Source organism: Kitasatospora sp. NPDC092948, from assembly GCF_044754805.1.
Lineage (GTDB): Bacteria > Actinomycetota > Actinomycetes > Streptomycetales > Streptomycetaceae > Kitasatospora.
The window spans coordinates 642,120-667,595 of sequence record NZ_JBIVPU010000004.1 but is presented as its reverse complement, the minus strand read 5'-3'; the positions used below and the strand labels follow the sequence as shown (position 1 = coordinate 667,595).

The window sequence follows — 25,476 nt, the reverse complement described above, 5'->3', positions numbered from 1 at the left end:
AATCAATGGGGAGCGGATATGAACCCGAGCGAATCCGCGCTCGGCGGGATCGAGACGAGCGACCTGCACTACGGGATCGCGAACAGAACGCTGCTGAGGGCGGTGAACCTGCGGGTCCGGGCCGGAGAGAGCGTCGCCGTCACCGGTCCGAGCGGGTGCGGCAAGAGCACGCTGCTGAGCCTCCTCGCCGGGCTGCTGGAGCCGAGCCGGGGAACGGTCCGGATTGCCGGGCGGGACCTCGCCGGGCTCAGCGCCGGCCGCCGCGCCGCGGTGCGCCTGCGCAGCGTCGGAATGATCTACCAGTTCGGCGAACTCCTCCCCGAGCTCAGCCCGTTGGAGAACACCGTGCTGCCGGCGCTGCTCGCCGGCGCGTCCAAGGAGGAAGCGTACGCCCGCGGGACGAGGCTGCTCGACGGTCTCGGAGTGCCGACCGCGCCCGGCGCCGAGACCGGATCGCTGTCCGGCGGCGAGCGTCAACGGGTCGCCGTGGCGCGAGCGTTGATAGGGCAGCCGCAGGTCGTGCTGGCCGACGAGCCGACCGGCGCGCTCGACGGGAAGGCCTCCGAGACCGTCGCGGACCTCCTGTTCTCCCTGCCGTCGAAGCACAGTTGCGCCCTCGTCGTGGTCACCCACAACCCGGAGGTGGCGGCCCGCGCCGACCGGGTGCTCACCATGTCCGACGGTCGCCTTGCGCCGGTCGACGACGCGGAGGTCCCCCGGTGAGCCGCACCGACCGGTCGGCAAAGGGGCGGTTCCGGCTCGTCCTGGCGATCGGACACCGGGCCGGCCGGGGACGGGCCGGCAGCGTGCACCGGGCCTCGCTGTTCTTCGCCGCTCTGCTCACCTTCCTCACCGCGTGGGCCGCGGTGTGCTCCGGGACCGTCCACGAGCAACGCGACCGGCGAATGACGGCCCGGAATCCCGTGCCGGTCGCCGAGTCCGAACACGCGTCCGCGGTGGCCCGCTGGTGGGAGCGACCGGACAACGTCGACCGCCGCAGCATCTCCGTGATCTTCGTCCGGCCGCTGCGTCCGGACACTCCGCCGCCGCCCGGACTGCCCCGCTGGCCGGCTCCCGGCGAGGCCTTCCTCTCCCCCGCGCTGCTCGCCGCGGACAGCACGACTGCGGACCGCTACGGGACACTCGCCGGCACGATCACGCACGAGGGCCTGGCCGACGGCGCCGAACTGGTCGTCTACACCAACCCGGTTCGGCCGGAGTTCTTCGCCGAGGTCGAGGAACGGACCTCCTACATCGGCGGGTTCGGCAACCCCGACCGGGTCTTCTTCTTCATCGGCAGTCACCAGTTCGACCGGAGCCTGGGCGACCTGCTGATCCTGCTGCTGCTGATGGCGGGGCTGCCGTGCGCGGCGCTGGTCCTGGTCGCGGTCCGCAGCCGGTCCGAGTCCCGCGACCGACGCCTGGCCGTGCTGGACGCGCTCGGCGCACCGACCGGGCGGCGCGCGCTGGTCCTCGCCGGTGAGGCCGCCCTCCCGCTCGCGGCCGGGGTCGGCACCGGGCTCGCGCTGGCAGCGGCCCTCTCTCCCACCTCGCCGACGCTGCCGTTCACCGGCTACGTGGCCTGGTCGGAGGATCTCCGCGCGGCCCTGCCACTGCTGCCGCCGACCGCGGCCGGGACACTGGCCGCCCTGCTGGCGATGGTCGTGGCCGCCGGCATCCGCCGTCCGGTGCGCACGGGCACCCGGCCGACCAGGGTGCCGGCCAGGCCCACCCGGTGGGCGCCTCCGGTGTTCGCCGTCGGGCTCGCGGCCGCCGCCTGGGGCTCGAACGCCCGTGGGGTGGAGGGGCGGGCCGGGTTCTTCCTCGGCGCGGCGGTCGCACTCGTCACCCTGCCGCACACGGCGTCCCAAGTGGCCCGCCGCTTGGGACGCGTGCTCGCCGAGCGCGGCGCCGCGCGGGGCGACGCAGGGCGGCTGATCGCGGGAAGGTGGCTGGCCGCTCGCCCCGCCACCCTGGCCCGGCTCAGCGCGGCCCTGCTGGTCGGGCTCGGCGTGGTGACCATCGGACAGGTCCTGACCACCCAGTTCACCGGCCCCGCGGAACAGGCCCGGCAACGATTCGAACAGTCCGGTGCCACCCTGATCCAGGTCCGCTCGCGCAACATCCCCGCCACGGCGGAGGGGTTCGTCGCGGCCGTCGGGCCGTCCCGTACCCTGCGCTACGCGCCGCTGCCGGACTCCACGAACAACTCTCCGCTGCTGTCCGTCACCGGTCGGTGCGAGGCGCTCGCCGAGCTCGGACGCCTCCGGGCCTGTCCCGCCGAACCCGTCGCCCCGAAGGAGGCCTTCGAGAGCCTGACCCCGCTCGGCCGCACCGTCCTGCTGAGCGACGAACTGGTCAGTGCCCCGGTGGAGACGGTCTGCGGTTGCGCGGACCCGGCGACCGGCGGCGATCTCGCGCTCTACGGGTTCCTCATCCTCAACCGCGACGGTGAGCCGGGCGTGTCCGCGATCGAACGGGCCGCGTACACCCATCTCATCGGTCCCATGACGAGTCGTCCGGGGCAGTCCTGGTTCCTCGGCACGGTCGCTCAGGCCGCGCAGATCCGCTGGCTTCCCGATGTCGCACTGCTCGGCCTGCTCTCGCTGGCCCTGGCCGGGTCGCTCGGCGCGGCCGGCATCTTCCTCGAACAGGCCGAGGCGCTCGGCCCGTTGGCTTCGTACCGCGCCGACGCGCGGTTCTACCGGGGCATCGCGTTCTGGAATCTCGCCCTTCCGCTGGGTTGCGTCGGTATCGCCGGGGCCGTGGTGGCCGCGCTCCTGGGCCGGCTGCTGATCAATCTCGGCAAGGGCGGCACGATGTCGCTGCCGGTCATCGTCGTGGGCCTGTCCGTCGTCGCCGTCTCCGGCGCGGCCGTCGCGCTGGTCTGCGGCCGGGTCGCAGCGGGACAGGCCGCGGCCTGGCGTCCGCGGGCGGACTGAATTGAACGGTCGGCGCGGCCGGGGGCGGACAGGGGTGTCCGTTGTCGGTCGTGCCGACCTGTAGGAACAAACAACGACGCCTGCCCTAGACCTGGTCGGGGAAAGGGGCAGGCGTCTACCGGATCCCGGCGGCTCTGGCGGGTCGGTATTTGTCGGCCGTGCCCCCCGGGAGGGGGGCTGGCGTTCTTGGGGCGGTGGGGGTCAGACCACCAGGGGACGGTCGGTCGGCCTGATCGGGGCGGGGAGCGGTGTCTTGCCACCCAGATACTTGTCGACCGCCGCGGCGGCCGAGCGGCCTTCCGCGATCGCCCAGACGATCAGCGACTGACCGCGACCGGCGTCACCGCAAACGTACACCCCGGAGACGTTGGTGCCGAACTTGCCGTCGCGGGCGATGTTTCCGCGGGCGTCGAGGTCGACGCCCAGCTGCTCGACCAGGCCGTTCTTGACGTCCGTGCCGGTGAATCCCATGGCGAGGGTGACCAGCTGCGCCGGGATCACCTTCTCGCTGCCGGGCACGGGCTCGAACTTGCCGTCCTTGAAGGCGACTTCGACCAGGTGCAGCTCCTGGACGCTGCCCTCCTCGTCGCCCGCGAAGTGCGTGGTGGAGACGGAGTAGATCCGCTCCCCGCCCTCCTCGTGCGCGGAGGTGACCTTGTACGTCATCGGCATGGTCGGCCACGGCTGACCGGCCGGACGCTCCTCCGAGGGCCGCGGCATGATCTCCAACTGGGTGACGGAGGCCGCGCCCTGACGGTGCGCGGTGCCGACGCAGTCGGCGCCGGTGTCGCCGCCGCCGATCACCACGACGTGCTTGCCCTTGGCCGAGATCGGGGAGTCGACGTAGTCGCCCTCCTGGACCTTGTTGGCCAGCGGCAGATACTCCATCGCCTGGTGGATGCCGTTCAACTCCCGCCCGGGGACGGGCAGATCACGGGCGGTGGTGGCGCCGGCGGCGATCACGACGGCGTCGAAGCGGGAGCGCAGGTCCTGGCCGGTGAGGTCGACGCCGACCTCGACGCCGGTGCGGAACCGGGTGCCCTCCGCTCGCATCTGCTCGATGCGGCGGTTGATGTGGCGCTTCTCCATCTTGAACTCGGGGATGCCGTAGCGCAGCAGCCCGCCGATCCGGTCGGCGCGCTCGTAGACGACCACGGTGTGCCCGGCCCGGGTGAGCTGCTGGGCGGCGGCCAGGCCGGACGGGCCGGAGCCCACCACGGCGACGGTCTTGCCGGACAGCCGCTCCGGGACCTGCGGGGTGACGCCGCCGCGGTCCCAGGCCTTGTCGATGATGGTGACCTCGACGTTCTTGATGGTCACCGCGTCCTGGTTGATGCCGAGCACGCACGCCGACTCGCACGGAGCCGGGCACAGGCGGCCGGTGAACTCCGGGAAGTTGTTGGTGGCGTGCAGCCGCTCGATGGCGCCGACGAAGTCGTCCCGGTACGCGAGGTCGTTCCACTCGGGGATCAGGTTCCCGAGCGGGCACCCGTTGTGGCAGAACGGAATGCCGCAGTCCATGCAGCGTCCGGCCTGCTCGGTGATGATCGGAAGGAGGCTGCGCTCGACGTAGACCTCGTTCCAGTCGCGCAGTCGCACGTCCACCGGACGGCGCTCCGCCAGCTGCTTGGGCGTGGTCAGGAAGCCCTTGGGGTCAGCCACGTGCCGCCTCCATCATCTTCGCGGTGGTGTCGGCCTCGGAGAGGCCGTCGCGCTCGGCGGCGTCCTTGGCGGCGAGCACTGCCTTGTAGTCGGTCGGCATGATCGTGGAGAAGCGGGAGACCCCGCTGCCCCAGTCGGCCAGGAGCTCGGCGGCGACGGTGGAGCCGGTCTCCTCGTAGTGCTGCTGCACGGTCTCGCGCAGCCATTCGCGGTCGGCGGCGCCCGGGGCCTCGATGCCCACCATGCCGCTGTTGACGTTGGCGGGGCGCAGGTCCAGCACGTAGGCGACGCCGCCGGACATGCCCGCCGCCAGGTTGCGGCCGGTCTCGCCGAGGACGACCACCCGGCCGCCGGTCATGTACTCCAGGCCGTGGTCGCCCACGCCCTCCACCACCAGGGTGGCGCCGGAGTTGCGGACCGCGAACCGCTCACCGGCCTTGCCGCGCAGGTGGATCCGGCCCGCGGTGGCGCCGTAGCCGATGGTGTTGCCGGCGATCACGTGGTGCTGCGCGTCGGCGCCGATCGCGGCAGCGTCCCGGGCCGGGCGGACCACGATCACGCCGCCGGACAGGCCCTTGCCGACGTAGTCGTTGGCGTCGCCCTCCAGGCGCAGCGTCACGCCCTTGGGGAGGAAGGCGCCGAACGACTGGCCGGCCGAGCCGGTGAAGGTGACGTCGATGGTGCCCTCGGGCAGGCCCTCGCCGCGGTACTTCTTGGTCACCCGGTGGCCGAGCATGGTGCCGACCGTGCGGTTGACGTTGCGGATCGGCAGCTGGATGCGGACGGCGTCGCCGCGCTCCAGGGCGTCCTCGGCGAGCTCGATCAGCTGGTTGTCGAGGGCCTTGTCGAGGGCGTGGTCCTGCTCGGTGGTGCGGTGCAGGGCCGCGCCCTCGGGCAGGTCGGGGACGTGGAACAGCGGGGCGAGGTCGAGCCCGGCGGCCTTCCAGTGGTCGATCGCGGCGCGCGCGTCGATGTGCTCGGCGTGGCCGACGGCCTCCTCCAGCGAGCGGAAGCCCAGCTCGGCGAGGATCTCGCGGACCTCCTCGGCGATGAACTCGAAGAAGTTGACCACGAATTCGGGCTTGCCGTTGAACCGCCGGCGCAGCACCGGGTTCTGGGTGGCGACGCCGACCGGGCAGGTGTCCAGGTGGCAGACCCGCATCATGATGCAGCCGGAGACCACCAGCGGGGCGGTCGCGAAGCCGAACTCCTCGGCGCCCAGCAGGGCGGCGATGACGACGTCGCGGCCGGTCTTCAGCTGGCCGTCGGTCTGCACCACGATGCGGTCGCGCAGGCCGTTGAGCAGCAGGGTCTGCTGGGTCTCGGCGAGGCCGAGCTCCCAGGGGCCGCCGGCGTGCTTGAGCGAGGTCAGCGGCGAGGCGCCGGTGCCGCCGTCGTGGCCGGAGACCAGCACCACGTCGGCGTGCGCCTTGGAGACGCCGGCCGCGACCGTGCCGACGCCGACCTCGGAGACCAGCTTCACGTGGATGCGGGCGTCCGGGTTGGCGTTCTTCAGGTCGTGGATCAGCTGCGCCAGATCCTCGATGGAGTAGATGTCGTGGTGCGGCGGCGGGGAGATCAGGCCGACGCCCGGGGTGGAGTGCCGGGTCTTCGCCACCCACGGGTAGACCTTGTGGCCGGGCAGCTGGCCGCCCTCGCCGGGCTTGGCGCCCTGGGCCATCTTGATCTGGATGTCGTCGGCGTTGACCAGGTACTCGGAGGTGACGCCGAACCGGCCGGAGGCGACCTGCTTGATCGCCGAGCGGCGCTCCGGGTCGTACAGGCGGTCCGGGTCCTCGCCGCCCTCGCCGGTGTTGGACTTGCCGCCGAGCCGGTTCATCGCGATGGCGAGGGTCTCGTGCGCCTCCATCGAGATGGAGCCGTAGGACATCGCGCCGGTGGAGAACCTCTTGACGATCTCGGAGACCGGCTCGACCTCGTCGACGGGGATCGGGGCCCGGCCGAGGCCGTCCAGCCGGAACAGGCCGCGCAGCGTCATCAGCCGCTCGGACTGGGCGTTCACCCGGTCCGTGTACTGCTTGAAGATGTCGTAGCGCCGGGTGCGGGTGGAGTGCTGGAGCCGGAACACCGTGTCCGGGTCGAACAGGTGCGGCTCGCCCTCCCGGCGCCACTGGTACTCGCCGCCGATCTCCAGCGCGCGGTGCGCGGCGGAGATGCCGGACGCCGGGTACGCCTTGGCGTGCCGGGCGGCGGTCTCCCTGGCGATCTCGTCCAGGCCGATGCCGCCGAGCTTGGTGGTGGTGCCGGCGAAGTAGGCGTCCACCAACTCCTGGGACAGGCCGATGGCTTCGAAGACCTGCGCGCCGCGGTAGGAGGCGACGGTGGAGATGCCCATCTTGGACATCACCTTCAGCACGCCCTTGCCGAGCGCCTTGATCAGGTTCTTGATCGCCTTCTCGGGCTCGGCGCCCTGGACGAAGACCCCCTGCTGGACGAGGTCCTCGACGGACTCCATCGCCAGGTACGGGTTGACCGCGCCGGCGCCGTAGCCGATCAGCAGCGCGACGTGGTGCACCTCGCGGACGTCGCCCGCCTCGACCAGCAGTGACACCTGGGTGCGCTGCTTGGTGCGGATCAGGTGGTGGTGGATCGCCGAGGTGAGCAGCAGCGACGGGATCGGCGCGTGCTCGGCGTCCGAGTGCCGGTCGGAGAGGACGACGATCCGGGCGCCGTCGGCGATCGCCGCGTCGGCCTCGGCGGCGATCTCGGCGAGCCGGGCGGCCAGGCCCTGGCCGCCGGTCGCGACCTTGTACAGGCCGGACAGCGTGACGGCCTTCAGGCCGGGCTGGTCGCCGTCCGCGTTGACGTGGACCAGCTTGGCCAGCTCGTCGTTGTCGATCACCGGGAAGGTGATGCCGACCGAGCGGCAGTGCGCCGGGGTGGCGTCCAGCAGGTTGCCCTCGGGGCCGAGGTTGCTGTGCAGCGAGGTGACCAGCTCTTCGCGGATGGCGTCCAGCGGCGGGTTGGTGACCTGGGCGAACAGCTGGGTGAAGTAGTCGAACAGCAGGCGCGGCTTCTCGCTGAGCGCGGCGATCGGCGAGTCGGTGCCCATCGAGCCGAGCGCCTCGGCGCCGGTCTTGGCCATCGGCGCGAGGATGACCCGCAGCTCCTCCTCGGTGTAGCCGAAGGTCTGCTGACGGCGCGTCACCGAGGCGTGGGTGTGGGCGATGTGCTCGCGCTCGGGGAGCTTGGCGAGCTGGATCTGTCCGCCGGCGACCCACTCCTCGTAGGGGTGCTCGGCGGCGAGCGCGGACTTGATCTCCTCGTCCGCGACGATCCGGTGCTCGGCGGTGTCGACCAGGAACATCCGGCCGGGCTGGAGGCGGCCCTTCCTGACCACCCGGTCCTGCTCGATGTCGAGCACGCCGACCTCGGAGGAGAGCACGACCAGGCCGTCCTCGGTGATCCAGTACCGGGCGGGGCGCAGGCCGTTGCGGTCCAGGACGGCGCCGATCCGGGTGCCGTCGGTGAAGGTGACGCAGGCCGGGCCGTCCCAGGGCTCCATCAGGTTGGAGTGGTACTGGTAGAACGCGCGGCGGGCCGGGTCCATGGTGGCGTGGTTCTCCCACGCCTCCGGGATCATCATCAGCACCGCGTGCGGCAGCGACCGGCCGCCGAGGTGGAGCAGCTCCAGCACCTCGTCGAAGGACGCCGAGTCGGAGTGGTCCGGGGTGCAGACCGGGAAGATCCGGCCCAGGTCGCCGGGGATCAGGTCGGTGGCGAGCTGGGACTCCCGGGCGGTCATCCAGTTGCGGTTGCCCTTGACCGTGTTGATCTCGCCGTTGTGCGCGACGAAACGGTACGGGTGGGCCAGCGGCCAGCTCGGGAAGGTGTTGGTGGAGAACCGCGAGTGCACCAGGCCGATCGCGGAGGCGTACAGCCGGTCCGACAGGTCGGGGAAGAACGGCTCCAGCTGACCGGTCGTCAGCATGCCCTTGTAGACCAGGGTCCGGGCGGACAGCGAGGGGAAGTACACCCCGGCCTCCCGCTCGGCGCGCTTGCGCACCACGAACGCGATCCGGTCCAGCTCGATGCCCGCGCGCTCGCCGTGGCCCAGCAGCAGCTGGCGGAAGCGCGGCATGACGGAGCGCGCGGTGGCGCCCAGCAGTTCGGGGGCGGTGGGGACGTCGCGCCAGCCGAGGACGGTCAGGTCCTCCTCGGCGGCGATCGCCTCGATCCGGGCGGCAGCGGCGGCCGCCGCGTCCTCGTCGACCGGCAGGAAGGCGATGCCGACCGCGTAGGAGCCGGCCGCGGGAAGCTCGAAGTCGACGTTGGCGCGCAGGAACGCGTCCGGGATCTGGGTCAGGATGCCCGCGCCGTCGCCGGAGTCGGGCTCGGCGCCGGTGGCGCCGCGGTGCTCCAGGTTGCGCAGTACGGTCAGGGCCTGCTCGACGATCCGGTGGTCGGCGACACCGGTCAGCGTGGCCACGAAGCCGACGCCGCAGGCGTCGTGCTCGTTGCGCGGGTCGTACAGACCCTGGGCCTGGGGACGCGCGTCCGGAACGAGGGCGTAGGGGCCGGCGGCCCGGGTGTCCTCGTGGCCGGAGTGCATGGATGCAGACAGCATCGGCTCTCCCGTCGTCGTGATCAGTTGCTTGATGCAAAGGGACGACGTTGGCCCTGATGCGAATTGGTCGGTGCAGGTTACATGATGCCGGGCGTCCCGGGAAGTGGGATTCTGCGTCCGCATCGCGGACGCAACCCCAGGTCACGGACCGGATGGAGGGTAGGCGCAGCGTCGCGCGTCGAGACCAGTGTGCCCGGGGTCGAGAGGGACGAAACAGGGGCGAAACGCCCATGGAACGATCTTTGCCAGGGGTTGACCTGGGATTCCCGGACCGGGACGCCGACCCCGCTTGGGATTGTGCGGGTCGGCGACCGGATGTTGAGACTAGGGCAAGGCGAGCACCCCTGCCCATGTGTGGAACATCACGCACCCGAATGCATAGTCATGCAGAGGTCTGGGTGTTCGTACAAGCCCGTCCGGGGCCCGGTCAGCCGATCGCCCCGCCGATCAGCCGGCCCAGCAGGAAGGTGACGGCCGCCGCCGCGCCGCCCAGCGCCAGCTGGCGCAGGCCGCTGAACCACCAGGTGCGGGCGGTCACCCGGGCCACCGCCGCGCCGCAGGCGAACAGGCCGAGCATCGCCAGCAGCGCGGCCGGCCACAGCGCCGTCGCGCCCAGCAGGTAGGGCAGCACCGGCAGCAGCGCGCCCAGCGCGAAGCAGCCGAACGAGGAGACGGCGGCGATCAGCGGCGAGGGCAGGTCCTCCGGGTCCACGCCGAGTTCCTCGCGGGCGTGCACGGCGAGCAGCGTGTCCGGGTCGGCGGACAGCTGGCGGGCGACCTCCATCGCCAGCTCCGGGTCCACGCCCTTGGCCACGTACAGCTGCGCCAGCTCGGCGAGCTCGCCGTGCGGGTTGCGCTTCAGCTCGATCCGCTCGGCCTCCAGCTCGGCCTCCACCAGCTCGCGCTGGGAGGCCACCGAGGTGTACTCCCCCACCGCCATGGAGAACGCGCCGGCCGCCAGGCCGGCCAGTCCGGTCAGCACCACGGTGCTCGGCTCGGCGGCGCCGCCGACCACGCCGGTCATCAGCGCGAAGTTGGACACCAGGCCGTCCACCGCGCCGAACACGGCCGGCCGCAGCCAGCCGCCGTTGACGTCCCGGTGGTGGCCGTCGGCGGGTATCCGGGGCTGCGGGCTGTCGGTGTGCTGGTCGGCGGTGATGGTGCTCATGCGGGCGGCTCCCCTTCCGGGCACGGCGAAGAACCCCCCTGCCGGGTTCCGAACAGGTTGCTCGTGCCCCTCGAAACTAGCCGTTTGACCTGCGAGTTTCCAGCAAAGTAAGCCTGACCAAAGGCAGTTGGGGCCGCCCCGCCGATGGTGGCGGAACGGCCCCGGGGAGGGTCAACTGGCGTGCTCAGGAGGACTTTTCGGAGCCCTCCGCGGCCTTCACGCCCTGGTCGTCCTGTGCGTCCTCGGACGTCCCGGCGTCCTTCGCGCCGCCGGACGTCCCGGTGTCCTTCGCGTCCTTCGGCGTGTCGCCGGCCGGGGCGTCCGCGGTGCCGGCCGCGGCCTCGGCGCGCTCCAGGGTGGCCTGCGGGTCGATCTCGTCCGGGTCCTCGCGGCCGGGGCGCAGCCTGCCGACGACCACGATGTAGGCCACCGCGCCGAGGAAGACCAGGATCGCCGTCCAGTCGTTGAGCCGCAGGCCGAAGAAGCGGTGCGCCTCGTCGATCCGCAGGTACTCGGTCCAGAACCGGCCCACCGTGTAGGCGGCGACGTACAGCGCGAAGGCCCGGCCGTGGCCGAGGGTGAAGCGCCGGTCGGCCCAGATCACCAGCACCGCGACCAGCACGCACCAGAGCGACTCGTACAGGAAGGTCGGGTGGTAGGTGCCGGTGACCACTTCGCCGTTCGGCAGGGTCTTGTCGATCTCCAGGCCCCAGGGCAGCGTGGTGGGCTTGCCGTACAGCTCCTGGTTGAACCAGTTGCCCCAGCGGCCGACGGCCTGGGCGAGCGCGATGCCGGGGGCGACCGCGTCGGCCCAGGCGGGCAGCGGGACGCCGCGGCGGCGGGCGCCGATCCAGGCGCCGACCGCACCGAGGGCGATGGCGCCCCAGATGCCGAGGCCGCCCTGCCAGATCTTCAGCGCGTCGAGCGGGTGCTTGCCCTCGCCGAAGTACAGCTGGTTGTCGGTGATGACGTGGTACAGCCGACCGCCGACCAGGCCGAACGGCACCGCCCAGACGGCGATGTCGCCGACCGTGTGCCGACCGCCGCCGCGAGCGACCCAGCGCCTGCTGCCGAGCCACACGGCCACGAGGACACCGACGATGATGCAGAAGGCGTAGGCGCGCAGCGGGATGGGTCCCAGGTACAGGACGCCCCGCGACGGGCTCGGAATGTATGCGAGATCCATGACATCCTCGACGCTACCGTGTCCCGCCCGTCATACCGGCACCGGTGCGGGTCACGGAAGCATCAAACCTCCCGGTCGGTCCTTCGGCGGTCAGGGCGACGGCGGGGTGTTGCTCTCGACGGCGGTCGAGGTGGGCGCCGGGCTCTGCCCGTGCGAGCCGGGGGTTCCCAGCGGCTTGCCCTGGTTGGCCTCGTCCACCCACTTCACCAGGTTCTCCTGGCTGATCTGCTCGTCGCCCTTCTTCGGGTAGATCGGCTGGCCGTTGAGCAGCACCGTCGGCGTGGACTTGAAGCTGGACTTGTCGAAGTCCTGCTGGACCGCGGACACCCAGCCGCTGAACCGGTTGGTGTCGACGCAGGACTGGAATTCGGGGTTGTCCAGGCCCGGCACCTGCTTGCCCAGGTCGACCAGGGTCTGCTTGCTGCCGAAGGTGTCCTCGGTCTCACCCGGCTGGTTGCGGTACAGCACGTCGTGGAAGTCCCGGAAGTGCCCGGCGTTCTGCGCGCAGCCCAGCGCGTTGGCGCCGTACTTGGAGCCGTTGCCGCCCAGCGAGCGGTCGATGAACGAGACGATGTGGTAGTTGACGAAGATCTTGCCGGCGTCCTCCAGCTGGTCGATGGTCGGCGAGAAGGCGCGCTCGAAGCTGCCGCAGGCCGGGCAGCGCGGGTCCTCGTACACGGTGAGGGTGGACGGGGCGTCGGCGGATCCGACCGGGATGATCAGGTTCTTGTCGCCGATGGTGCCCGCCGGGGCGGCGGTCGGGGTCTCCGGCTTGGAGCGCTGGTTCTGCACCACCACGCCGACCACCACGGCGGCGGCGATCACCGCGATCACCGCGCCGCCGACCACCAGCTTCTTGTTCCGCTTCGCCCGGGCCTCCTGACCCGCCCGTTCCTCCAGCATCCGCTCACGGGCGCTGCGCTTGCCTTCTTCGTTCTTCTCGCTCATGAGGTCTTCTGCCATGGTCCAGGGGGTCGGTTCTCTTCGATGGGTGGGCGGTGCGGCACCTCAGGCGGCCAGCCAGGCGTCCGCCGAGAGCTTGGTGCGGGGACGGAGGATCAGCCAGGCCGACAGCAGCAGGAAGCCGATGTCGCGGAGGATCTCCTGCAGGTACGTGGTCTTCGACTCGTCCACCGTGCCGCCGCCGCCGAAGCAGCCGCAGTCGATCGAGATGCCGCGCGCCCAGGCGGAGGAGATGCCGGCGATGAACACCAGCAGCAGCGTCGCGGAGATCACCGCGACCACCCGGGTCCCCAGGCCCAGCACCAGCAGCACCGCCAGGGCCAGCTCCAGGAACGGCAGCCCCCAGCCGACCGGCTTCACCAGCGCCTCGGGGAGGATCTCGTAGGCCCGTACGGCCTGCGCCGCCTCCGCCGGGTCGGCGACCTTCGCCAGCCCGGCCCAGCCCCACACCACGGCCAGGCCCAGCCGCACCGCCAGCCCGAACCACTCCGCCGCCGGGCCGTCCACCACCCGGCGAAACCCGCTCACCCGGTCGTGTTCGGCCTGCTGACTGGCCATCGGTTCCCCCTCGGGCGCGCTCCACGGATTCCTGCCTGATGAACCGTAGGGGATGGCGGGTGGTTCCTCCATATTCGCGAGTTACGCCGGACGAGTGAGGCTATGTGGACATATGTCCGATGATGCGCATCATCGTCCCGGCGGCCCGCACTCCGCCTCCGACTGCTGGCACACCACCGCCCGCTCCGCGCCCCGGCGGGCCAACTCCCGCTGCACGTCGCCGCTTCCGGCCAGCGCGGCGACCAGCGCCAGCCCGGCCAGCAGCGCCCGCAGCAGGACCGCCTTCTGCACCCGAGCCATCCGCCCGCCCTTTCACCGCCCGACCGTCAGCGGGTTCAACGGCCGGCCCGGGACAAGATCACCGAGCGGCCCGGACAGTTCACCCGATCAGGTGGCGGCCCGGAAACGGCGAAGAGCCGCCCGGGAGTTGATCCCGGACGGCTCTCGGCCCGACGCGCTACTTGCGGCGCACGCCCGACGCCAGGTCGGCGGCCAGCTCCCGGACGGCGGCCACGCCGGCCGCCGGCTCGGCGGCCTCCAGCAGGCGCTTGACGAACGCGGAGCCGACGATCACGCCGTCCGCGAAGGCGGCGACCTCGGCGGCCTGGTCGGCGTTGGAGACGCCCAGGCCGACGCAGACCGGCAGCGCCGTGGCGGCGCGGGTCCGGGCCACCAGGTCCTCGGCCAGGTTGCCGACCGCGGACCGGGTGCCGGTGACGCCCATCACCGCGGCGGCGTAGACGAAGCCGGAGCCGGCCGCGGTGACCTCGGCCAGGCGGGCGTCCTTGGAGGACGGGGCGACCACGAACACGGTGTCCAGGCCGTGCTCCCCGGCGGCCTTGCGCCACTCCGCGGACTCCTCGACCGGCAGGTCCGGCAGGATGCAGCCCGCTCCGCCGGCCGCGGCCAGGTCGGCGGCGAACCGGGCCACGCCGTAGCGGTCCACCGGGTTCCAGTACGTCATCACCAGCACCGGCACGGCCGGGTGCGCCGCGGCGACCTCGGCGACGGTGCGCAGCACGTCCTTGATCTTCACGCCGCCGCGCAGCGCGATGTCGTCGGCGGTCTGGATGACCGCGCCGTCCAGCACCGGGTCGGAGTGCGGCAGGCCGACCTCGACGACGTCGCAGCCGCCGTCGATCAGCGCGTTGATCGCGTCGATGCCGCCGTCGACGGTCGGGAAGCCGGCCGGCAGGTAGCCGATCAGCGCGGCCCGGCCCTCGGCCTTGGCGGCGGCGAGGGCGGTGGTGAGCTTGGTGTCGGCCATGGTCAGTTGGTCCCCTCGGCGTCGTCGTAGAGGCCGAAGTACTCGGCGGCGGTGTGCATGTCCTTGTCGCCGCGACCGGACAGCGACACCAGGATGGTCGCCTCCGGGCCCAGCTCGCGGCCGAGTTCGAGCGCGCCGGCCAGCGCGTGCGCGGACTCGATGGCCGGGATGATGCCCTCGGTGCGGGACAGCAGCCGCAGCGCCTCCATCGCGGCGCGGTCGGTGACCGGGCGGTACTCGGCCCGGCCGGTGTCCTTCAGCCAGGCGTGCTCGGGGCCGACGCCCGGGTAGTCCAGGCCGGCCGAGATCGAGTGCGACTCGATGGTCTGGCCGTCCTCGTCCTGCAGCACGTAGGTGCGCGAGCCGTGCAGCACGCCCGGGTCGCCCTTGGTGAGGGTGGCGGCGTGCTTCGGGGTGTCGGCGCCGTCGCCGGCCGCCTCGCAGCCGATCAGGCGCACGCCCGCGTCCGGGATGAACTCGTGGAAGATGCCCATCGCGTTGGAGCCGCCGCCGACGCAGGCGACCACCGCGTCGGGCAGCCGCCCGGTGCGGTCCAGCACCTGCTGCCGGGCCTCGATGCCGATGACCCGGTGGAAGTCGCGCACCATCATCGGGAACGGGTGCGGGCCGGCGACGGTGCCGAACAGGTAGTGGGTGGAGTCGACGTTGGCGACCCAGTCGCGGAACGCCTCGTTGATGGCGTCCTTCAGGGTGCGGCTGCCGGACTTGACCGGGATCACCTCGGCGCCCAGCATCCGCATCCGGGCCACGTTCAGGGCCTGGCGCTGGGTGTCGATCTCGCCCATGTAGATCGTGCAGTCGAAGCCGAACAGCGCGCAGGCGGTGGCGGTGGCCACGCCGTGCTGGCCGGCGCCGGTCTCGGCGATGATCCGGGTCTTGCCCATCCGGCGGGTCAGCAGCGCCTGGCCCAGCACGTTGTTGATCTTGTGCGAGCCGGTGTGGTTCAGGTCCTCGCGCTTGAGCAGCACCCGCGCCCCGCCGGCCTCGGCGGAGAACCGGTGGACGTCGGTCAGCGGGCTGGGCCGGCCGGTGTAGTCCTTCAGCAGGGCGTCGAGTTCGGCGGCGAACGCCGGGTCGGCCTTGGCCTTCTCGTACTCCTCGGCGACCTGCTCGACGGCGGCGACCAGCGCCTCCGGGATGAAGCGGCCCCCGTAGGCGCCGAAGTAGCCGCGGGCGTCCGGGACTTGGGTACCCGGAACGTTGAGCTCGGACATGAAGCGTCCTCTGTGTGGAAGTTGACGGCGTGAAGGTGGAACGGGCGGCGAGAGCTCAGCCGCGCGTTCCGCGCCATCGGCGTCCGGGGACCTGTCCGGGCTCGCAGCCGATCACGTAGCGCACCCGCCGCCCCAGCACCCGGCGTGCGGGCGCGCGGCAGCCGCGCGGGCGGCAGCCGGGGGCGAGACGGGTGGCGATCGACATGGCGGAGGGTCAGCCCCGCCCGTTGTTGCGCAGCGCCGGGTGGGCGCCGGCGGCGACCAGGTCGGCGACCGCGGTGCGCGGGTCGCGGCCGGTCACCAGGGACTCGCCGACCAGCACCGCGTCGGCGCCCTGGTTGGCGTAGGTGATCAGGTCGTGCGGGCCGCGGACCCCGGACTCGGCGACCTTGACGATGTGCGCCGGGATGGCGTCCACCACGTTGCCGAAGGTGTTCCGGTCGACCTGGAGGGTCTTCAGGTTGCGGGCGTTGACGCCGATGATCTTCGCGCCGGCGTCCACCGCGCGGGCGATCTCCTCCTCGTCGTGCACCTCGACCAGCGGGGTCAGCCCGATCGACTCGGCCCGCTCGATCAGCGAGACGAGAGCCGGCTGCTCCAGCGCGGCGACGATCAGCAGCGCCAGGTCCGCGCCGTGCGCGCGGGCCTCCCACAGCTGGTAGGCGGTGACGATGAAGTCCTTGCGCAGGATCGGGGTCTCGACCGCGGCGCGCACCGTGTCCAGGTCCGCCAGCGAACCGCCGAAGCGGCGCTGCTCGGTGAGCACGCTGATCGCGGCGGCCCCGCCGGCCGCGTAGTCGACCGCGAGTGCGGCCGGGTCGGCGATCGCCGCCAGCGCGCCCTTGGACGGGCTGGAGCGCTTGACCTCGCAGATCACCCGGACGCCGTCGCCACGCAGCGCGGCCACGCCGTCCTTCGCCTCGGGTGCCTTCGCGGCGAGCTCCTTGAGCTCGTCCAGGGAGGTCCGGGCCTGTCGCTCGGCGAGGTCCTGCCGGACCCCGTCGATGATCTCGTCGAGCACAGTCACGCGTGCGCCCCCATCGTGTATCGCTGGTGTGGCCGGGGACACAGGTGCACGTCCTCGGCCTTTCGATGGTATCGGGCCCGGGGGGCGCACTCCGCATCCGACCGGCGCGCGTCTCGATCGGCGGACCGCCGGGCGCGTGCCCAGGGCCTGTTCGGGCGCGGATTCCGGGCCGGCCCGGGCCCTCGGCCGGACCGCCGGGGCGCGTGTTTCAGACCACCGGGGGTGCGAGTCCGGCGCCGATCGGGAGGTTGCGGACCACCGTGAACAGGACCAGCGCCAGCATCAGCAGCACGGTCTGCCGGCCGGTCAGCCGGACGCCCGCGGGGCGGCCGCGCACCGCCCGCACCGTCCAGCGCGCCCACAGCACCAGCGCGGTCAGCGCCAGCAGCGTCACCAGCAGGTTGTCGTGGGCCGCGGTCAGCAGGTCGCCCCTGGTCAGCGCGTGCACGCAGCGCAGGCCGCCGCAGCCGGGGCACCACCAGCCGGTGGCCTGCAACACCGGGCAGACCGGGTAGTGGCCGGGCGTGTTCGGGTCGACCGCGGCGACGAACGCGGTGGGCATCGCCACCGCGGCCAGCGCCGCCAGCGGACGGACCAGCCGGCGCGGCACCGAGCCGGCGGCGGGAGCGGGAGGAGCGTTCACGGGCACGATTGTGCCCGGGCCGGTCGGGGAACCGCCCCGGAAAACGCCGAACGGCGGGCCCGCGGCCCGCCGTTCGTACCGTCCCCGAGGTCAGGCCGCGGTGACCGCGGCGCGCTCCTCGGTGGACGCGGGCGCGAAGTTCTTGCTGGGCTGCTTGCCCATGCCCGCCATCGACATCGCCTTGCCGACCACGCCGCCGATCAGCACCACGGCGAGACCCGCGATGACCAGCACGACGTTCGGCATGATCATGGCCACACCGGACACACAGAAACCGACGAAGGAAATGACCACGCCCGTCCACGCGGCGGGGGTGTGGCCGTGCGCTGCTGCAGCCATCTGTTGGTGCTCCTTGAATCTCCGGGGCCCCGATCGGGCGGTCCTGGGCGGCGCTCGACGGGTTGACACCTCCATTGTGCCGGGCCCAACACGGCTCCCCCAAGCGGGGTCCACCGTGGTCCCGAGCACACTCAGCCGGTGGGGTCCTCGCCGCGGTCCAGGGCCTTCCACAGGTCAGCGGGACTGTTCCCGGCCGGGGCGGGCCTCCGACGGCCGGTCGGCGCCTCGTAACGGGATCCCATGGCGGGCCAGCTCCGGCCGAAACGGGCCGTCACCACGCCCGCCGCGACCAGCAGCAGACCGCCCGCCAGGGCCACCCACGGCCAGCCGGTGCGGGTGATCTCCTCGGCGTGCGCGCTGGTCAGTCCGAGCTGTCCGGCGGCCAGGGCGTGCAGGCCCGCGGTGTCGGTCCGGCCGATCAGCGCCCCGGCGACCGCGCCGACGCCCGCCAGCGCCGTCAGCAGGCCCACCAGCAGCCGGGCCCGGCCGCGCACCGCGAACACCACGACGGCGGCGGCCATCGCCACCAGCGCCATGCCGGTCGGCAGCCCGGTCAGCTTGCTGCCCGGGGCGGAGATCGCGATCCGGCCGCCGGCCGTGCCCGGCGCCACCCCCTCCGCCCAGGTACGGCCGACCGCGGTCAGCACCAGCGCGGCGCCGAGCGCGGTCAGCAGCAGCATCAGCGCGAGGGTGCCTCGGGACTTGGGGGCAGCGGGGGTCTCACTCACCCGACCAGTGTCCCCGACCGCACACCGCCACCCGCCACCGCCCCACACCCACCGCACGCCGCAGGCCCGACCGCACGCCATCGGCCCCGACCACCACAGCCCCGACCGCGCACCGCCACCCGCCACCGCCCGACACGCACCCCACGCCGCAGGCCATAGGCCACAGGCCATCGCCCGACGGCACGCCGACCCCCACGGCCCCCGGGCGCCCCGCCCCGCCGTTGGCGTGGCGTGGCTCAGCGCAGCGTGTTCGCGGCGGCGACCGCCCGCAGCACCGCGGTGGCCTTGTTGCGGCACTCGGTGTCCTCGGCGTGCGGGTCGGAGTCGGCGACCACGCCCGCCCCGGCCTGGACGTACGCGGTGCCGCCGCGGATCACCGCGGTGCGGATCGCGATCGCGGTGTCCGAGTCGCCGGCGAAGTCCAGGTAGCCGACGCAGCCGCCGTACAGGCCGCGGCGGGTCGGCTCCAGCTCCTCGATGATCTGCATGGCTCGCGGCTTGGGCGCGCCGGACAGCGTGCCGGCCGGGAAGCAGGCGGTGAGCACGTCGAACGCGCTGCGGCCCTCGGCGACCTTGCCGGTGACGGTGGAGACGATGTGCATGACGTGGCTGTAGCGCTCGACCGCCATGAACTCCACCACCTCGACCGAGCCCGGCGCGCAGACCCGGCCCAGGTCGTTGCGGCCCAGGTCGACCAGCATCAGGTGCTCGGCCCGCTCCTTCGGGTCGGCGAGCAGTTCCGCGGCCAGCTCGGCGTCCTCCAGCGCGGTGGCGCCGCGGTGCCGGGTGCCGGCGATCGGGTGCACCATCGCCTCGCCCTCGGCGACCTTCACCAGGGCCTCCGGGCTGGAGCCGACCACGTCGAAGCCGCCCTCCGCGCCGCCGTCCGGGCCGGGGAAGCGGAACAGGTACATGTACGGGCTGGGGTTGGTGGTGCGCAGCACGCGGTAGACGTCCAGCGCGGACGCCTCGCAGGGGGCCTCGAAGCGCTGCGAGGGCACCACCTGGAACGCCTCGCCGGCCCGGATCCGCTCCTTCACCACCTCCACCGCCTTGCGGTAGGGCTCGCCGCCGAACGGCGAGTGCGCGTCCACCTCGGTCGGCGTCCAGGTGGCCAGGCCCGGGTCGACGGGGCGACGCAGGTCGGCCTCCATCGCGTCCAGCCGGGCCACCGCGTCGGCGTACGCCTCGTCCACGCCGGTGGCCAGGTCGTTGTGGTTGACGGCGTTGGCGATCAGCAGCACGGTGCCGTCGGCGTGGTCGAGCACCGCCAGGTCGGTGGCCAACAGCATGGTCAGCTCGGGGAGTTGCAGGTCGTCCGGGGTGAGCTCGGGCAGCTTCTCCAGGCGTCGGACCACGTCGTAGCCGAGATAGCCGACCAGGCCGCCGGTGAGCGGCGGCAGGCCGTCGTCGGGGTGCCGCGGGGTGTGCAGGGCGGCCAGCGTGGCGCGCAGCACCTCCAGCGGGTCGCCGGAGGTCGGGATGCCGACCGGGGGCTCGCCCAGCCAGCGCGCGCCGCCGTCCCGACCGACCGTCAGGACCGCGCCGGAGCGCACCCCGACGAACGAGTACCGGGCCCAGCTGCCCTGTTCGGCGGACTCCAGCAGGAAGGTGCCGGGCCGCTCGGCGGCCAGGCTGCGGTACACGCCGATCGGAGTGAGGCCGTCCGCGAGGAGCCGGCGGGTGACGGGAATGACCCGGGTGTCTGCGGCGAGCGTGCGGAAAGCCTCAAGTTCCATGGGGCACCGATCGGATGAGAGAGCGGATGGTCGGGAACAGGCTAGCGGGACAGCGGCAGCACGTCGGCGTCGAAGCAGGTCCGGTCGCCGGTGTGGCAGGCCGCGCCGACCTGGTCGACCTTGACCAGCAGGGTGTCGCCGTCGCAGTCCAGCGCGACGTGCTTGACGTGCTGCACGTGGCCGGAGGTGTCGCCCTTCACCCAGTACTCGTTGCGACTGCGGCTCCAGTACGTGCAGCGGCCGGTGGTCAGGGTGCGGTGCAGCGCCTCGTCGTCCATCCAGCCGAGCATCAGCACCTCACCGGTGTCGTACTGCTGGGCGACGGCGGGCAGCAGGCCGTCCGCGGTGCGCTTGAGGCGGGCGGCGATCGCCGGGTCCAGGGCGGTGCTGCCGGGGGCGGCGGGGTTGGTCGACATGCCCCCATTCTCGCAGGGCGCGCCGGTCGGCCCGGGCGAGCGGCCCCGACCCGGTAGTTTGAGCCCCGACAAAAAAGCAGAACTGCTGTGCAAGTTGGGGGAATTCACGGGTGAGCCAGTACCAGTCGCAACCACTGCCCACCGCCGCGTTCGGCGACTACCGGCTCCAGCGGACGGCGGGCGAGCACCTCCACCCCGGCGAGCCGATGATCGGCGCCTGGGCGATGAAGCTGGACCGCCTGGCGCCGCTGTGGTGGGACCGGGACACCGTCCGGGCCGCGAGCTACGCCCCGCTGACCTGGATCCACAACTTCTTCGTCGCCCTGTGGCGCGGATTCTGGATGTACTTCCTGCCCCGCTGGCTGGTCATCCTGTTCGTCCCGGACCTGCACATGCGCCGCCCCTACGGCCTGTCGCTGACCCGGCGCGCCTACCGGGCGCTGCGCCGGCCGCTGCACGGCGGCTCGCTGAGCGGCGGCGAGGGCAGCACGGCGTGGCAGTTCTGGCGGGCGGTTCGGACCACGCCCGGCGAGAAGCTGCTCGCCGACCACGACTACTTCACGGTGCTGCTGACGGACCGTCGGCTGCTGGTCCTCAGCCGCTGGACGTACGGGCAGCACACCGAGCACTACCGGGCCGTCCCGCTGTACGAACTCCCGCTCGGCAGCTGGTGGCTGCGCCCCGACACCCCGAACGACGTCTGGGCCGCCCGCCAGGACCTGCTGTTCGCGGACGGCTCCTGGATCGCCCTGGACTTCGAGGACTCCGACGAGCGGCAGGCGTTCCGCGCGGTGACGGCGGGGCGCTGACGTCCCGGCCGGGCCCCGCCGCCGCTCCGGCGGCGGGGCCCGGTTCCGATCAGCCGAACGCGGTCGAGATCCGCGACTCGTCCACCCGGTACGGCGCCGGGTCGTGGGCCAGGCCCACGTCGTGCAGGAGTTCCTGCTTGATCGCTTCCTTGTTGGTGTCGCCGGTCAGGGCCTCCTTGGCGACCGCCCAGGAGGACTGCCCGGCCGCCTTGAGGCCGCCCTTCACGGTGCCGTCGCCGCGCTGCAGGTTGTCGTCGTCGCTGATGCCCATCACGTTGTCGAAGGTGTCCTTCACCTTCCCGGTGATCTGCTCGTCGAGCTGCTTGGCCGCCTTCGCCGCGAGGCCCTCGCCCTGCTCCAGCTCGCGGATGCCCTCGAACGCCTTCTTGACGTTCTTGACCTCCTTCAGCGCCTTGCTGATGCCCTCCATGTTGCGGACGGCCTTCACCGCGCTGCCCAGCTCCTTGAGCGCCTTCAGCAGCTCCTCCAGCTTCTGCGCCAGCTGGGTGGAGACCCGGGCCACCCGGGCCACGAAGGTGGCGATCTCCGCCTCGCTGATCAGCGCGTCCGCGATCAGGCCGATGCCCATGGTGAACACCGCGATCACCGCCTCGGCGGCCAGCGACACGATCAGCGCCTCGATCGCCTCGCTGATGATCTGGATCACCATGCCCTCGGCCATCGCGCACTCCTGCGCCGCCGAGTTGATGATCTGCGCGGTCTGCATCATGCCGTCCGCGGTCTGGTCGAGCGCGTCCGCGACATCGCCCATGTGCCCGCCGAAGGCGTCGCTGGCCCCGCCCGCCCACGCCTCGGAGAGCGGCACCGCGCCGCTGCGCAGCTCGCGCGCGACCGACTGCACGGCGTGCGCCTGCGCCTGCCACTCCTCGGCGGCGTTGTTCAGCTCGGCCAGGTCGCCGGTGACCTTCTCCAGCATGTCGATCAGGCCGGACTCCTTCAGCGCCCACTCGACCGCCTCGTCGAGCGCCCCGCCCAGGCCGCCCCGGCTGGGGTGCTGCGCCGGGTCGAGGTTCGCCATCGCCTGCTCGACCTGCGCGTGCGCCCAGGCGTAGGCGTTGCTCTGGCGCTCCATGATGCCGGGAGGCGCCTGGCCGTAGGCGATCATTTCGCGGCCGTTGCGGTTCTGCTCGGCCGCCGCCGCGGCGGCCTGCGCGGCGGCCGCGCCGATGACCGCACCGAGCCCGCCGCCGGCCTCGCCACCGCCGGCGGCGCCCTCACCGGCGCCACCGCCCGACTCGGGCGCCGGGTCCTTCGGGCCGAACAGCTGGTCGCCGGCCCAGTCGGCGGCGCGCTGGCTCAGGCCGTCGAGGACCGTCGAGGCCCCGTCCTTGAGCTTGCCCTTGAACCAGCCCTCCCGCGGGTCGATCGGCCCGACCCCGGGCGTGTCGTCGCCGCCCGCCGGCTGGTGCGACGGCGCCGGCTGGGGCTGCGTGGTGTGCGACGGCGAGGGCTGCTGCGGGAGGTGCGGCGGCGCCGGCATCTGCGGCGTCGTCGGGTGCCCCGAGCCGGCCGGCGGCTGGGTCGTGTGCGACGGCGAGGGCTGGGCGGTGTGCCCCGGGCCGGCCGGCGGCTGCGTGGTGTGCGACGGCGGCGTCTGCGTGGTGTGCGACGGCTGCGTCGTCGTCTGGTGCGAGGTGCTGTCGTGGCTGTGGCTGCCGCCGGAGCCGCCCGAGGACGACTTGCCCGATGTGGACGTCTTGGGGCTCGGCTTGTAGGTCATTACTGAGCACCGCCCATCACGCGCGCCACGTACTCCTCGTGGGCCACGTAGTTCTCCGAGACGCCGGCGAGCCCCTGCGAGGTGCCGTCGACGGCGCTTCCCAGCTTGTCGACGTTCTGCCGGCTGGCGTTGGCGTGCTCCTGGTACGCCGACGCCAGGTGCTGGGCGTTCGGCAGGTGTCCGAAAGCGTCGGACGCGATGGTGATCGAGGCGGTGACCGACGCGATCCTGCTCAGCTGTTCGGACTGCTCCGCGAGCAGTGACGCATATCGGTCAAGTGCGCCCGGTTCCACCCGAAACCCGCTGTCCCCCATGACAGTTGCCCTCCCTCGGCGACCTATACAACAGGCGGGTCATCCTACTGATCCGCATGCAAAGGCTTCGCAAACAGATGTCCGAAAAGGACTGACGCGGCAACCTGCAGGCCATCACAATGGCGTGGGAATCAGGGGGTTGGCATGAGTGGGCGACAGAAGACGGTCCTGGCTGCGGCGGTGGCGGCGATTATCGCGGTGGTGGCCGCCGTTCTGCTGTGGCCGGACCCGCACCGGCCGGTCGCCGCCCCACCGCCTCCCCCCAGTTCCTCCCCAGCGCCTTCACCGAGTCCGACCAAGGTGATTCCGTACCCGTACTTCACCCCGGGGACGTGCTTCCAGGTGCCGCGGCTCAGCAACGTGCAGCAGCCCACCGCCGTCCCCTGCGAGCAGCCGCACGACGCCGAGTCGATCGCCAACGCGGACCTGCCGGACGGGCTGGCCGACCTGCCGGCGATCTTCCGCACCATGACCGACCTGTGCAAGGAGCCGACCAAGCAGGCCCTGGCGCGCACCACCGGCGGCCCGCGGCACGGCACCTCGGTCGGCCTGCCGTTGGAGTTCTACCAGCAGGGCATGCGCGGCATCACCTGCGCGCTCACGTTCAAAGCCTGACCGCTGCGTAGGCTGGGCGGCATGTCGAGCCTTGCGCGGGCCGAGCGTGCCCGTCTTTCCGGATTGTTGTCGGCGGCCGGCCCCGACCGGCCGACCCTGTGTGCGGGGTGGCTGACCAGGGACCTGGTGGCGCACCTGGTGGTGCGGGAGGGGCGGCCGGACGCGGCGGCCGGGATCAGGGTGCGGGCGCTCGCCGGGTGGACGCACCGGGTGCAGGACCGGGTGGCGCAGCGCCCGTACGGGGCGCTGGTGAAGTCCTTCCGCTCGGGTCCGCCCGCGCTGTCGCCGTTCAACCTGCCGGGCGTGGACGAGGCGGCGAACCTGCTGGAGTACTTCGTGCACGCGGAGGACGTCCGCCGGGCGGTGCCGTTCGGGCCGGAGGAGCCGAAGGCCGAGTTGGTCGAGGCGCTGTGGCGGCGGGTGCCGGTGGCGGCCCGGCTGGGCGACAGCCGCCCGTCGGTGTCGTTGCGGCTGGTGCGCCCGGACGGCCGGGAGGTGACGGTCCGTCGGCACGACCGGCCGGTGGTGACGGTGACCGGGGAGCCCGGCGAGCTGGTGCTGTTCCTGTTCGGGCGCGGCGCGAAGGCCGCGGTGACGGTGACGGGCGAGCCGGCGGCGGTCGCCGAGCTGGCCGAGGCGCTGCCGCTGCCGGAGGACTGACGGCGCGTCACACCGCTCCACCCGGCCCGGAGGTGCCAGCCTGGCGGTGGCCCCGCCCACCCCGTCCCTCCCTGGAGCGCCCATGGTCAGCACCGATTTCCGGACCGGATCGCCGAACTGGATCGACCTCGGCAGCCCGGACCCGGCCGAGTCCGAGCTGTTCTACGGCGCGGTGTTCGGCTGGACCTTCGAGTCGGGCGGCCCGGACGCGGGCGGCTACGGCTTCTTCCGCAAGGAGGGCCGCACGGTCGCGGCGGCCGGCCCGCTGACCGAGGCGGAGGCGCTGCCCGCCTGGACGGTGTACTTCCGCACCGAGGACGCCGACCGCACCGCCGCGGCCGTCGCCGAGGCCGGCGGCACGGTGCGGGTGCCGCCGTCGGACGTCATGGCGGAGGGCCGGTTCGCGCAGTTCACCGACCCGACGGGCGGCGACTTCGCGGTCTGGCAGCCCGGCCGGACCCGCGGGCTGGAGGCGGTCCGGGAGACCGACGCGCTGTGCTGGGCGGAGCTGCACACCTCCGACGCCGCCAAGGCGCTGCGCTTCTACCGGGCCCTGTTCGGCTGGCGGGCGCGCGACAGCGGGGTGCCGGGCGTGGACTACACGGTGCTGTCCACCGCCGAGGGCGAGGACCCGCGCGAGGCGTCCTTCGGCGGCGCGGCGGGCGTGCACCCGCGGGTGAACGTCGGCTGGCTGGTCCACTTCGCGGTGGCGGACGCGCTGCTGGCGACCGATCAGGTCCGCAAGGCCGGCGGCAGCATCCTGGTGCCGCCGGAGCAGGTGCCGACGGTGGGGCGGATCGCGGTGCTCGCCGACCCGTTCGGCGCGCAGTTCGCGATCCTGGAGCCGGAGCCCCGCCGCGCCTGACCCGGCGGCGG

The 25,476-nt window shown here is 72.7% G+C and carries 24 protein-coding genes; 6 read left to right on the top strand and 18 right to left on the bottom strand.

Going from position 1 to position 25,476, the window contains the following annotated elements; all coding sequences use genetic code 11:
* The first annotated feature begins 18 nt into the window (after positions 1–18).
* Together ACIQF6_RS16670 and ACIQF6_RS16665 are read left to right on the top strand one after the other, a co-directional pair.
* Positions 19–723: an ABC transporter ATP-binding protein gene (locus tag ACIQF6_RS16670; protein ID WP_400895167.1), complete on the top strand. Its 705-nt coding sequence runs from the start codon at positions 19–21 to the stop codon at positions 721–723.
* Positions 720–2,942, top strand: a complete 2,223-nt coding sequence (locus tag ACIQF6_RS16665; RefSeq protein ID WP_400895164.1) for an FtsX-like permease family protein — start codon at positions 720–722, stop codon at positions 2,940–2,942. The genes ACIQF6_RS16670 and ACIQF6_RS16665 overlap by 4 nt, the downstream gene beginning before the upstream one ends.
* A 201-nt stretch (positions 2,943–3,143) precedes the next feature.
* Here the strand turns inward: ACIQF6_RS16665 and ACIQF6_RS16660 are convergent, their stop codons facing one another.
* The 16 genes from ACIQF6_RS16660 to hisI all read right to left on the bottom strand — a co-directional run bounded on the left by ACIQF6_RS16660 (position 3,144) and on the right by hisI (position 20,461).
* Positions 3,144–4,604 (bottom strand): glutamate synthase subunit beta, encoded by a 1,461-nt coding sequence (locus ACIQF6_RS16660; protein WP_400895161.1) that lies wholly within the window; start codon positions 4,602–4,604, stop codon positions 3,144–3,146.
* Entirely contained in the window at positions 4,597–9,192 is a 4,596-nt protein-coding gene (gene gltB, locus ACIQF6_RS16655; protein WP_400895158.1) for a glutamate synthase large subunit, read from the bottom strand. Before gltB ends, ACIQF6_RS16660 begins: the two co-directional genes overlap by 8 nt.
* 427 nt (positions 9,193–9,619) lie before the next feature.
* Entirely contained in the window at positions 9,620–10,360 is a 741-nt protein-coding gene (locus ACIQF6_RS16650; protein ID WP_400895155.1) for a VIT1/CCC1 transporter family protein, read from the bottom strand.
* A 184-nt stretch (positions 10,361–10,544) separates the two neighbouring features.
* Entirely contained in the window at positions 10,545–11,546 is a 1,002-nt protein-coding gene (gene lgt, locus ACIQF6_RS16645; protein ID WP_400895152.1) for a prolipoprotein diacylglyceryl transferase, read from the bottom strand.
* Positions 11,547–11,636: 90 nt separating this feature from the next.
* Positions 11,637–12,494: a thioredoxin domain-containing protein gene (locus ACIQF6_RS16640; protein ID WP_400895149.1), complete on the bottom strand. Its 858-nt coding sequence runs from the start codon at positions 12,492–12,494 to the stop codon at positions 11,637–11,639.
* A 60-nt stretch (positions 12,495–12,554) separates the two neighbouring features.
* Positions 12,555–13,067 (bottom strand): MauE/DoxX family redox-associated membrane protein, encoded by a 513-nt coding sequence (locus tag ACIQF6_RS16635; protein WP_400895146.1) that lies wholly within the window; start codon positions 13,065–13,067, stop codon positions 12,555–12,557.
* A gap of 129 nt (positions 13,068–13,196) precedes the next feature.
* Positions 13,197–13,367, bottom strand: coding sequence for a hypothetical protein (locus ACIQF6_RS16630; RefSeq protein WP_400895143.1), 171 nt, complete (start codon positions 13,365–13,367; stop codon positions 13,197–13,199).
* A 157-nt stretch (positions 13,368–13,524) separates the two neighbouring features.
* Positions 13,525–14,334, bottom strand: coding sequence for a tryptophan synthase subunit alpha (gene trpA, locus ACIQF6_RS16625; RefSeq protein ID WP_400895140.1), 810 nt, complete (start codon positions 14,332–14,334; stop codon positions 13,525–13,527).
* Between the two features lie 2 nt (positions 14,335–14,336).
* Positions 14,337–15,569, bottom strand: coding sequence for a tryptophan synthase subunit beta (trpB, locus tag ACIQF6_RS16620; protein ID WP_400895138.1), 1,233 nt, complete (start codon positions 15,567–15,569; stop codon positions 14,337–14,339).
* Between the two features lie 55 nt (positions 15,570–15,624).
* Entirely contained in the window at positions 15,625–15,774 is a 150-nt protein-coding gene (trpM, locus tag ACIQF6_RS16615; RefSeq protein ID WP_167349402.1) for a tryptophan biosynthesis modulator TrpM, read from the bottom strand.
* A gap of 9 nt (positions 15,775–15,783) precedes the next feature.
* Positions 15,784–16,596 (bottom strand): indole-3-glycerol phosphate synthase TrpC, encoded by an 813-nt coding sequence (gene trpC / locus ACIQF6_RS16610; RefSeq protein ID WP_400895136.1) that lies wholly within the window; start codon positions 16,594–16,596, stop codon positions 15,784–15,786.
* A gap of 208 nt (positions 16,597–16,804) precedes the next feature.
* Positions 16,805–17,239: a DUF2752 domain-containing protein gene (locus ACIQF6_RS16605; RefSeq protein ID WP_400895134.1), complete on the bottom strand. Its 435-nt coding sequence runs from the start codon at positions 17,237–17,239 to the stop codon at positions 16,805–16,807.
* Positions 17,240–17,329: 90 nt separating this feature from the next.
* Positions 17,330–17,578, bottom strand: coding sequence for an HGxxPAAW family protein (locus ACIQF6_RS16600; protein WP_400895131.1), 249 nt, complete (start codon positions 17,576–17,578; stop codon positions 17,330–17,332).
* 131 nt (positions 17,579–17,709) lie between these two features.
* The gene (locus ACIQF6_RS16595; protein WP_400895128.1) at positions 17,710–18,306 is read right to left on the bottom strand and encodes a TIGR02234 family membrane protein; all 597 of its coding nucleotides are present in this window, start codon (positions 18,304–18,306) and stop codon (positions 17,710–17,712) included.
* A gap of 236 nt (positions 18,307–18,542) precedes the next feature.
* Positions 18,543–20,045: an anthranilate synthase component I gene (locus ACIQF6_RS16590; protein ID WP_400895126.1), complete on the bottom strand. Its 1,503-nt coding sequence runs from the start codon at positions 20,043–20,045 to the stop codon at positions 18,543–18,545.
* 41 nt (positions 20,046–20,086) lie between these two features.
* Entirely contained in the window at positions 20,087–20,461 is a 375-nt protein-coding gene (gene hisI / locus ACIQF6_RS16585) for a phosphoribosyl-AMP cyclohydrolase (protein WP_400294568.1), read from the bottom strand.
* Positions 20,462–20,571: 110 nt separating this feature from the next.
* Here hisI and ACIQF6_RS16580 point away from each other — a divergent pair, with 110 nt between their 5' ends.
* The gene (locus ACIQF6_RS16580) at positions 20,572–21,270 is read left to right on the top strand and encodes a hypothetical protein (RefSeq protein ID WP_400895123.1); all 699 of its coding nucleotides are present in this window, start codon (positions 20,572–20,574) and stop codon (positions 21,268–21,270) included.
* Between the two features lie 49 nt (positions 21,271–21,319).
* Here the strand turns inward: ACIQF6_RS16580 and ACIQF6_RS16575 are convergent, their stop codons facing one another.
* Both ACIQF6_RS16575 and ACIQF6_RS16570 read right to left on the bottom strand, forming a co-directional pair.
* Positions 21,320–23,011, bottom strand: coding sequence for a hypothetical protein (locus ACIQF6_RS16575; protein ID WP_400895121.1), 1,692 nt, complete (start codon positions 23,009–23,011; stop codon positions 21,320–21,322).
* Positions 23,011–23,325 (bottom strand): hypothetical protein, encoded by a 315-nt coding sequence (locus ACIQF6_RS16570; protein ID WP_400895118.1) that lies wholly within the window; start codon positions 23,323–23,325, stop codon positions 23,011–23,013. The genes ACIQF6_RS16575 and ACIQF6_RS16570 overlap by 1 nt, the downstream gene beginning before the upstream one ends.
* A 300-nt stretch (positions 23,326–23,625) precedes the next feature.
* Between ACIQF6_RS16570 and ACIQF6_RS16565 the strand changes: the two genes are divergently transcribed.
* The 3 genes from ACIQF6_RS16565 to ACIQF6_RS16555 all read left to right on the top strand — a co-directional run bounded on the left by ACIQF6_RS16565 (position 23,626) and on the right by ACIQF6_RS16555 (position 25,465).
* Entirely contained in the window at positions 23,626–23,940 is a 315-nt protein-coding gene (locus ACIQF6_RS16565; protein ID WP_400895115.1) for a septum formation family protein, read from the top strand.
* Positions 23,941–23,961: 21 nt separating this feature from the next.
* Positions 23,962–24,600: a TIGR03085 family metal-binding protein gene (locus ACIQF6_RS16560; protein WP_400895113.1), complete on the top strand. Its 639-nt coding sequence runs from the start codon at positions 23,962–23,964 to the stop codon at positions 24,598–24,600.
* 82 nt (positions 24,601–24,682) lie between these two features.
* Positions 24,683–25,465, top strand: coding sequence for a VOC family protein (locus ACIQF6_RS16555; RefSeq protein ID WP_400895111.1), 783 nt, complete (start codon positions 24,683–24,685; stop codon positions 25,463–25,465).
* The last annotated feature ends 11 nt before the right edge of the window (positions 25,466–25,476 follow it).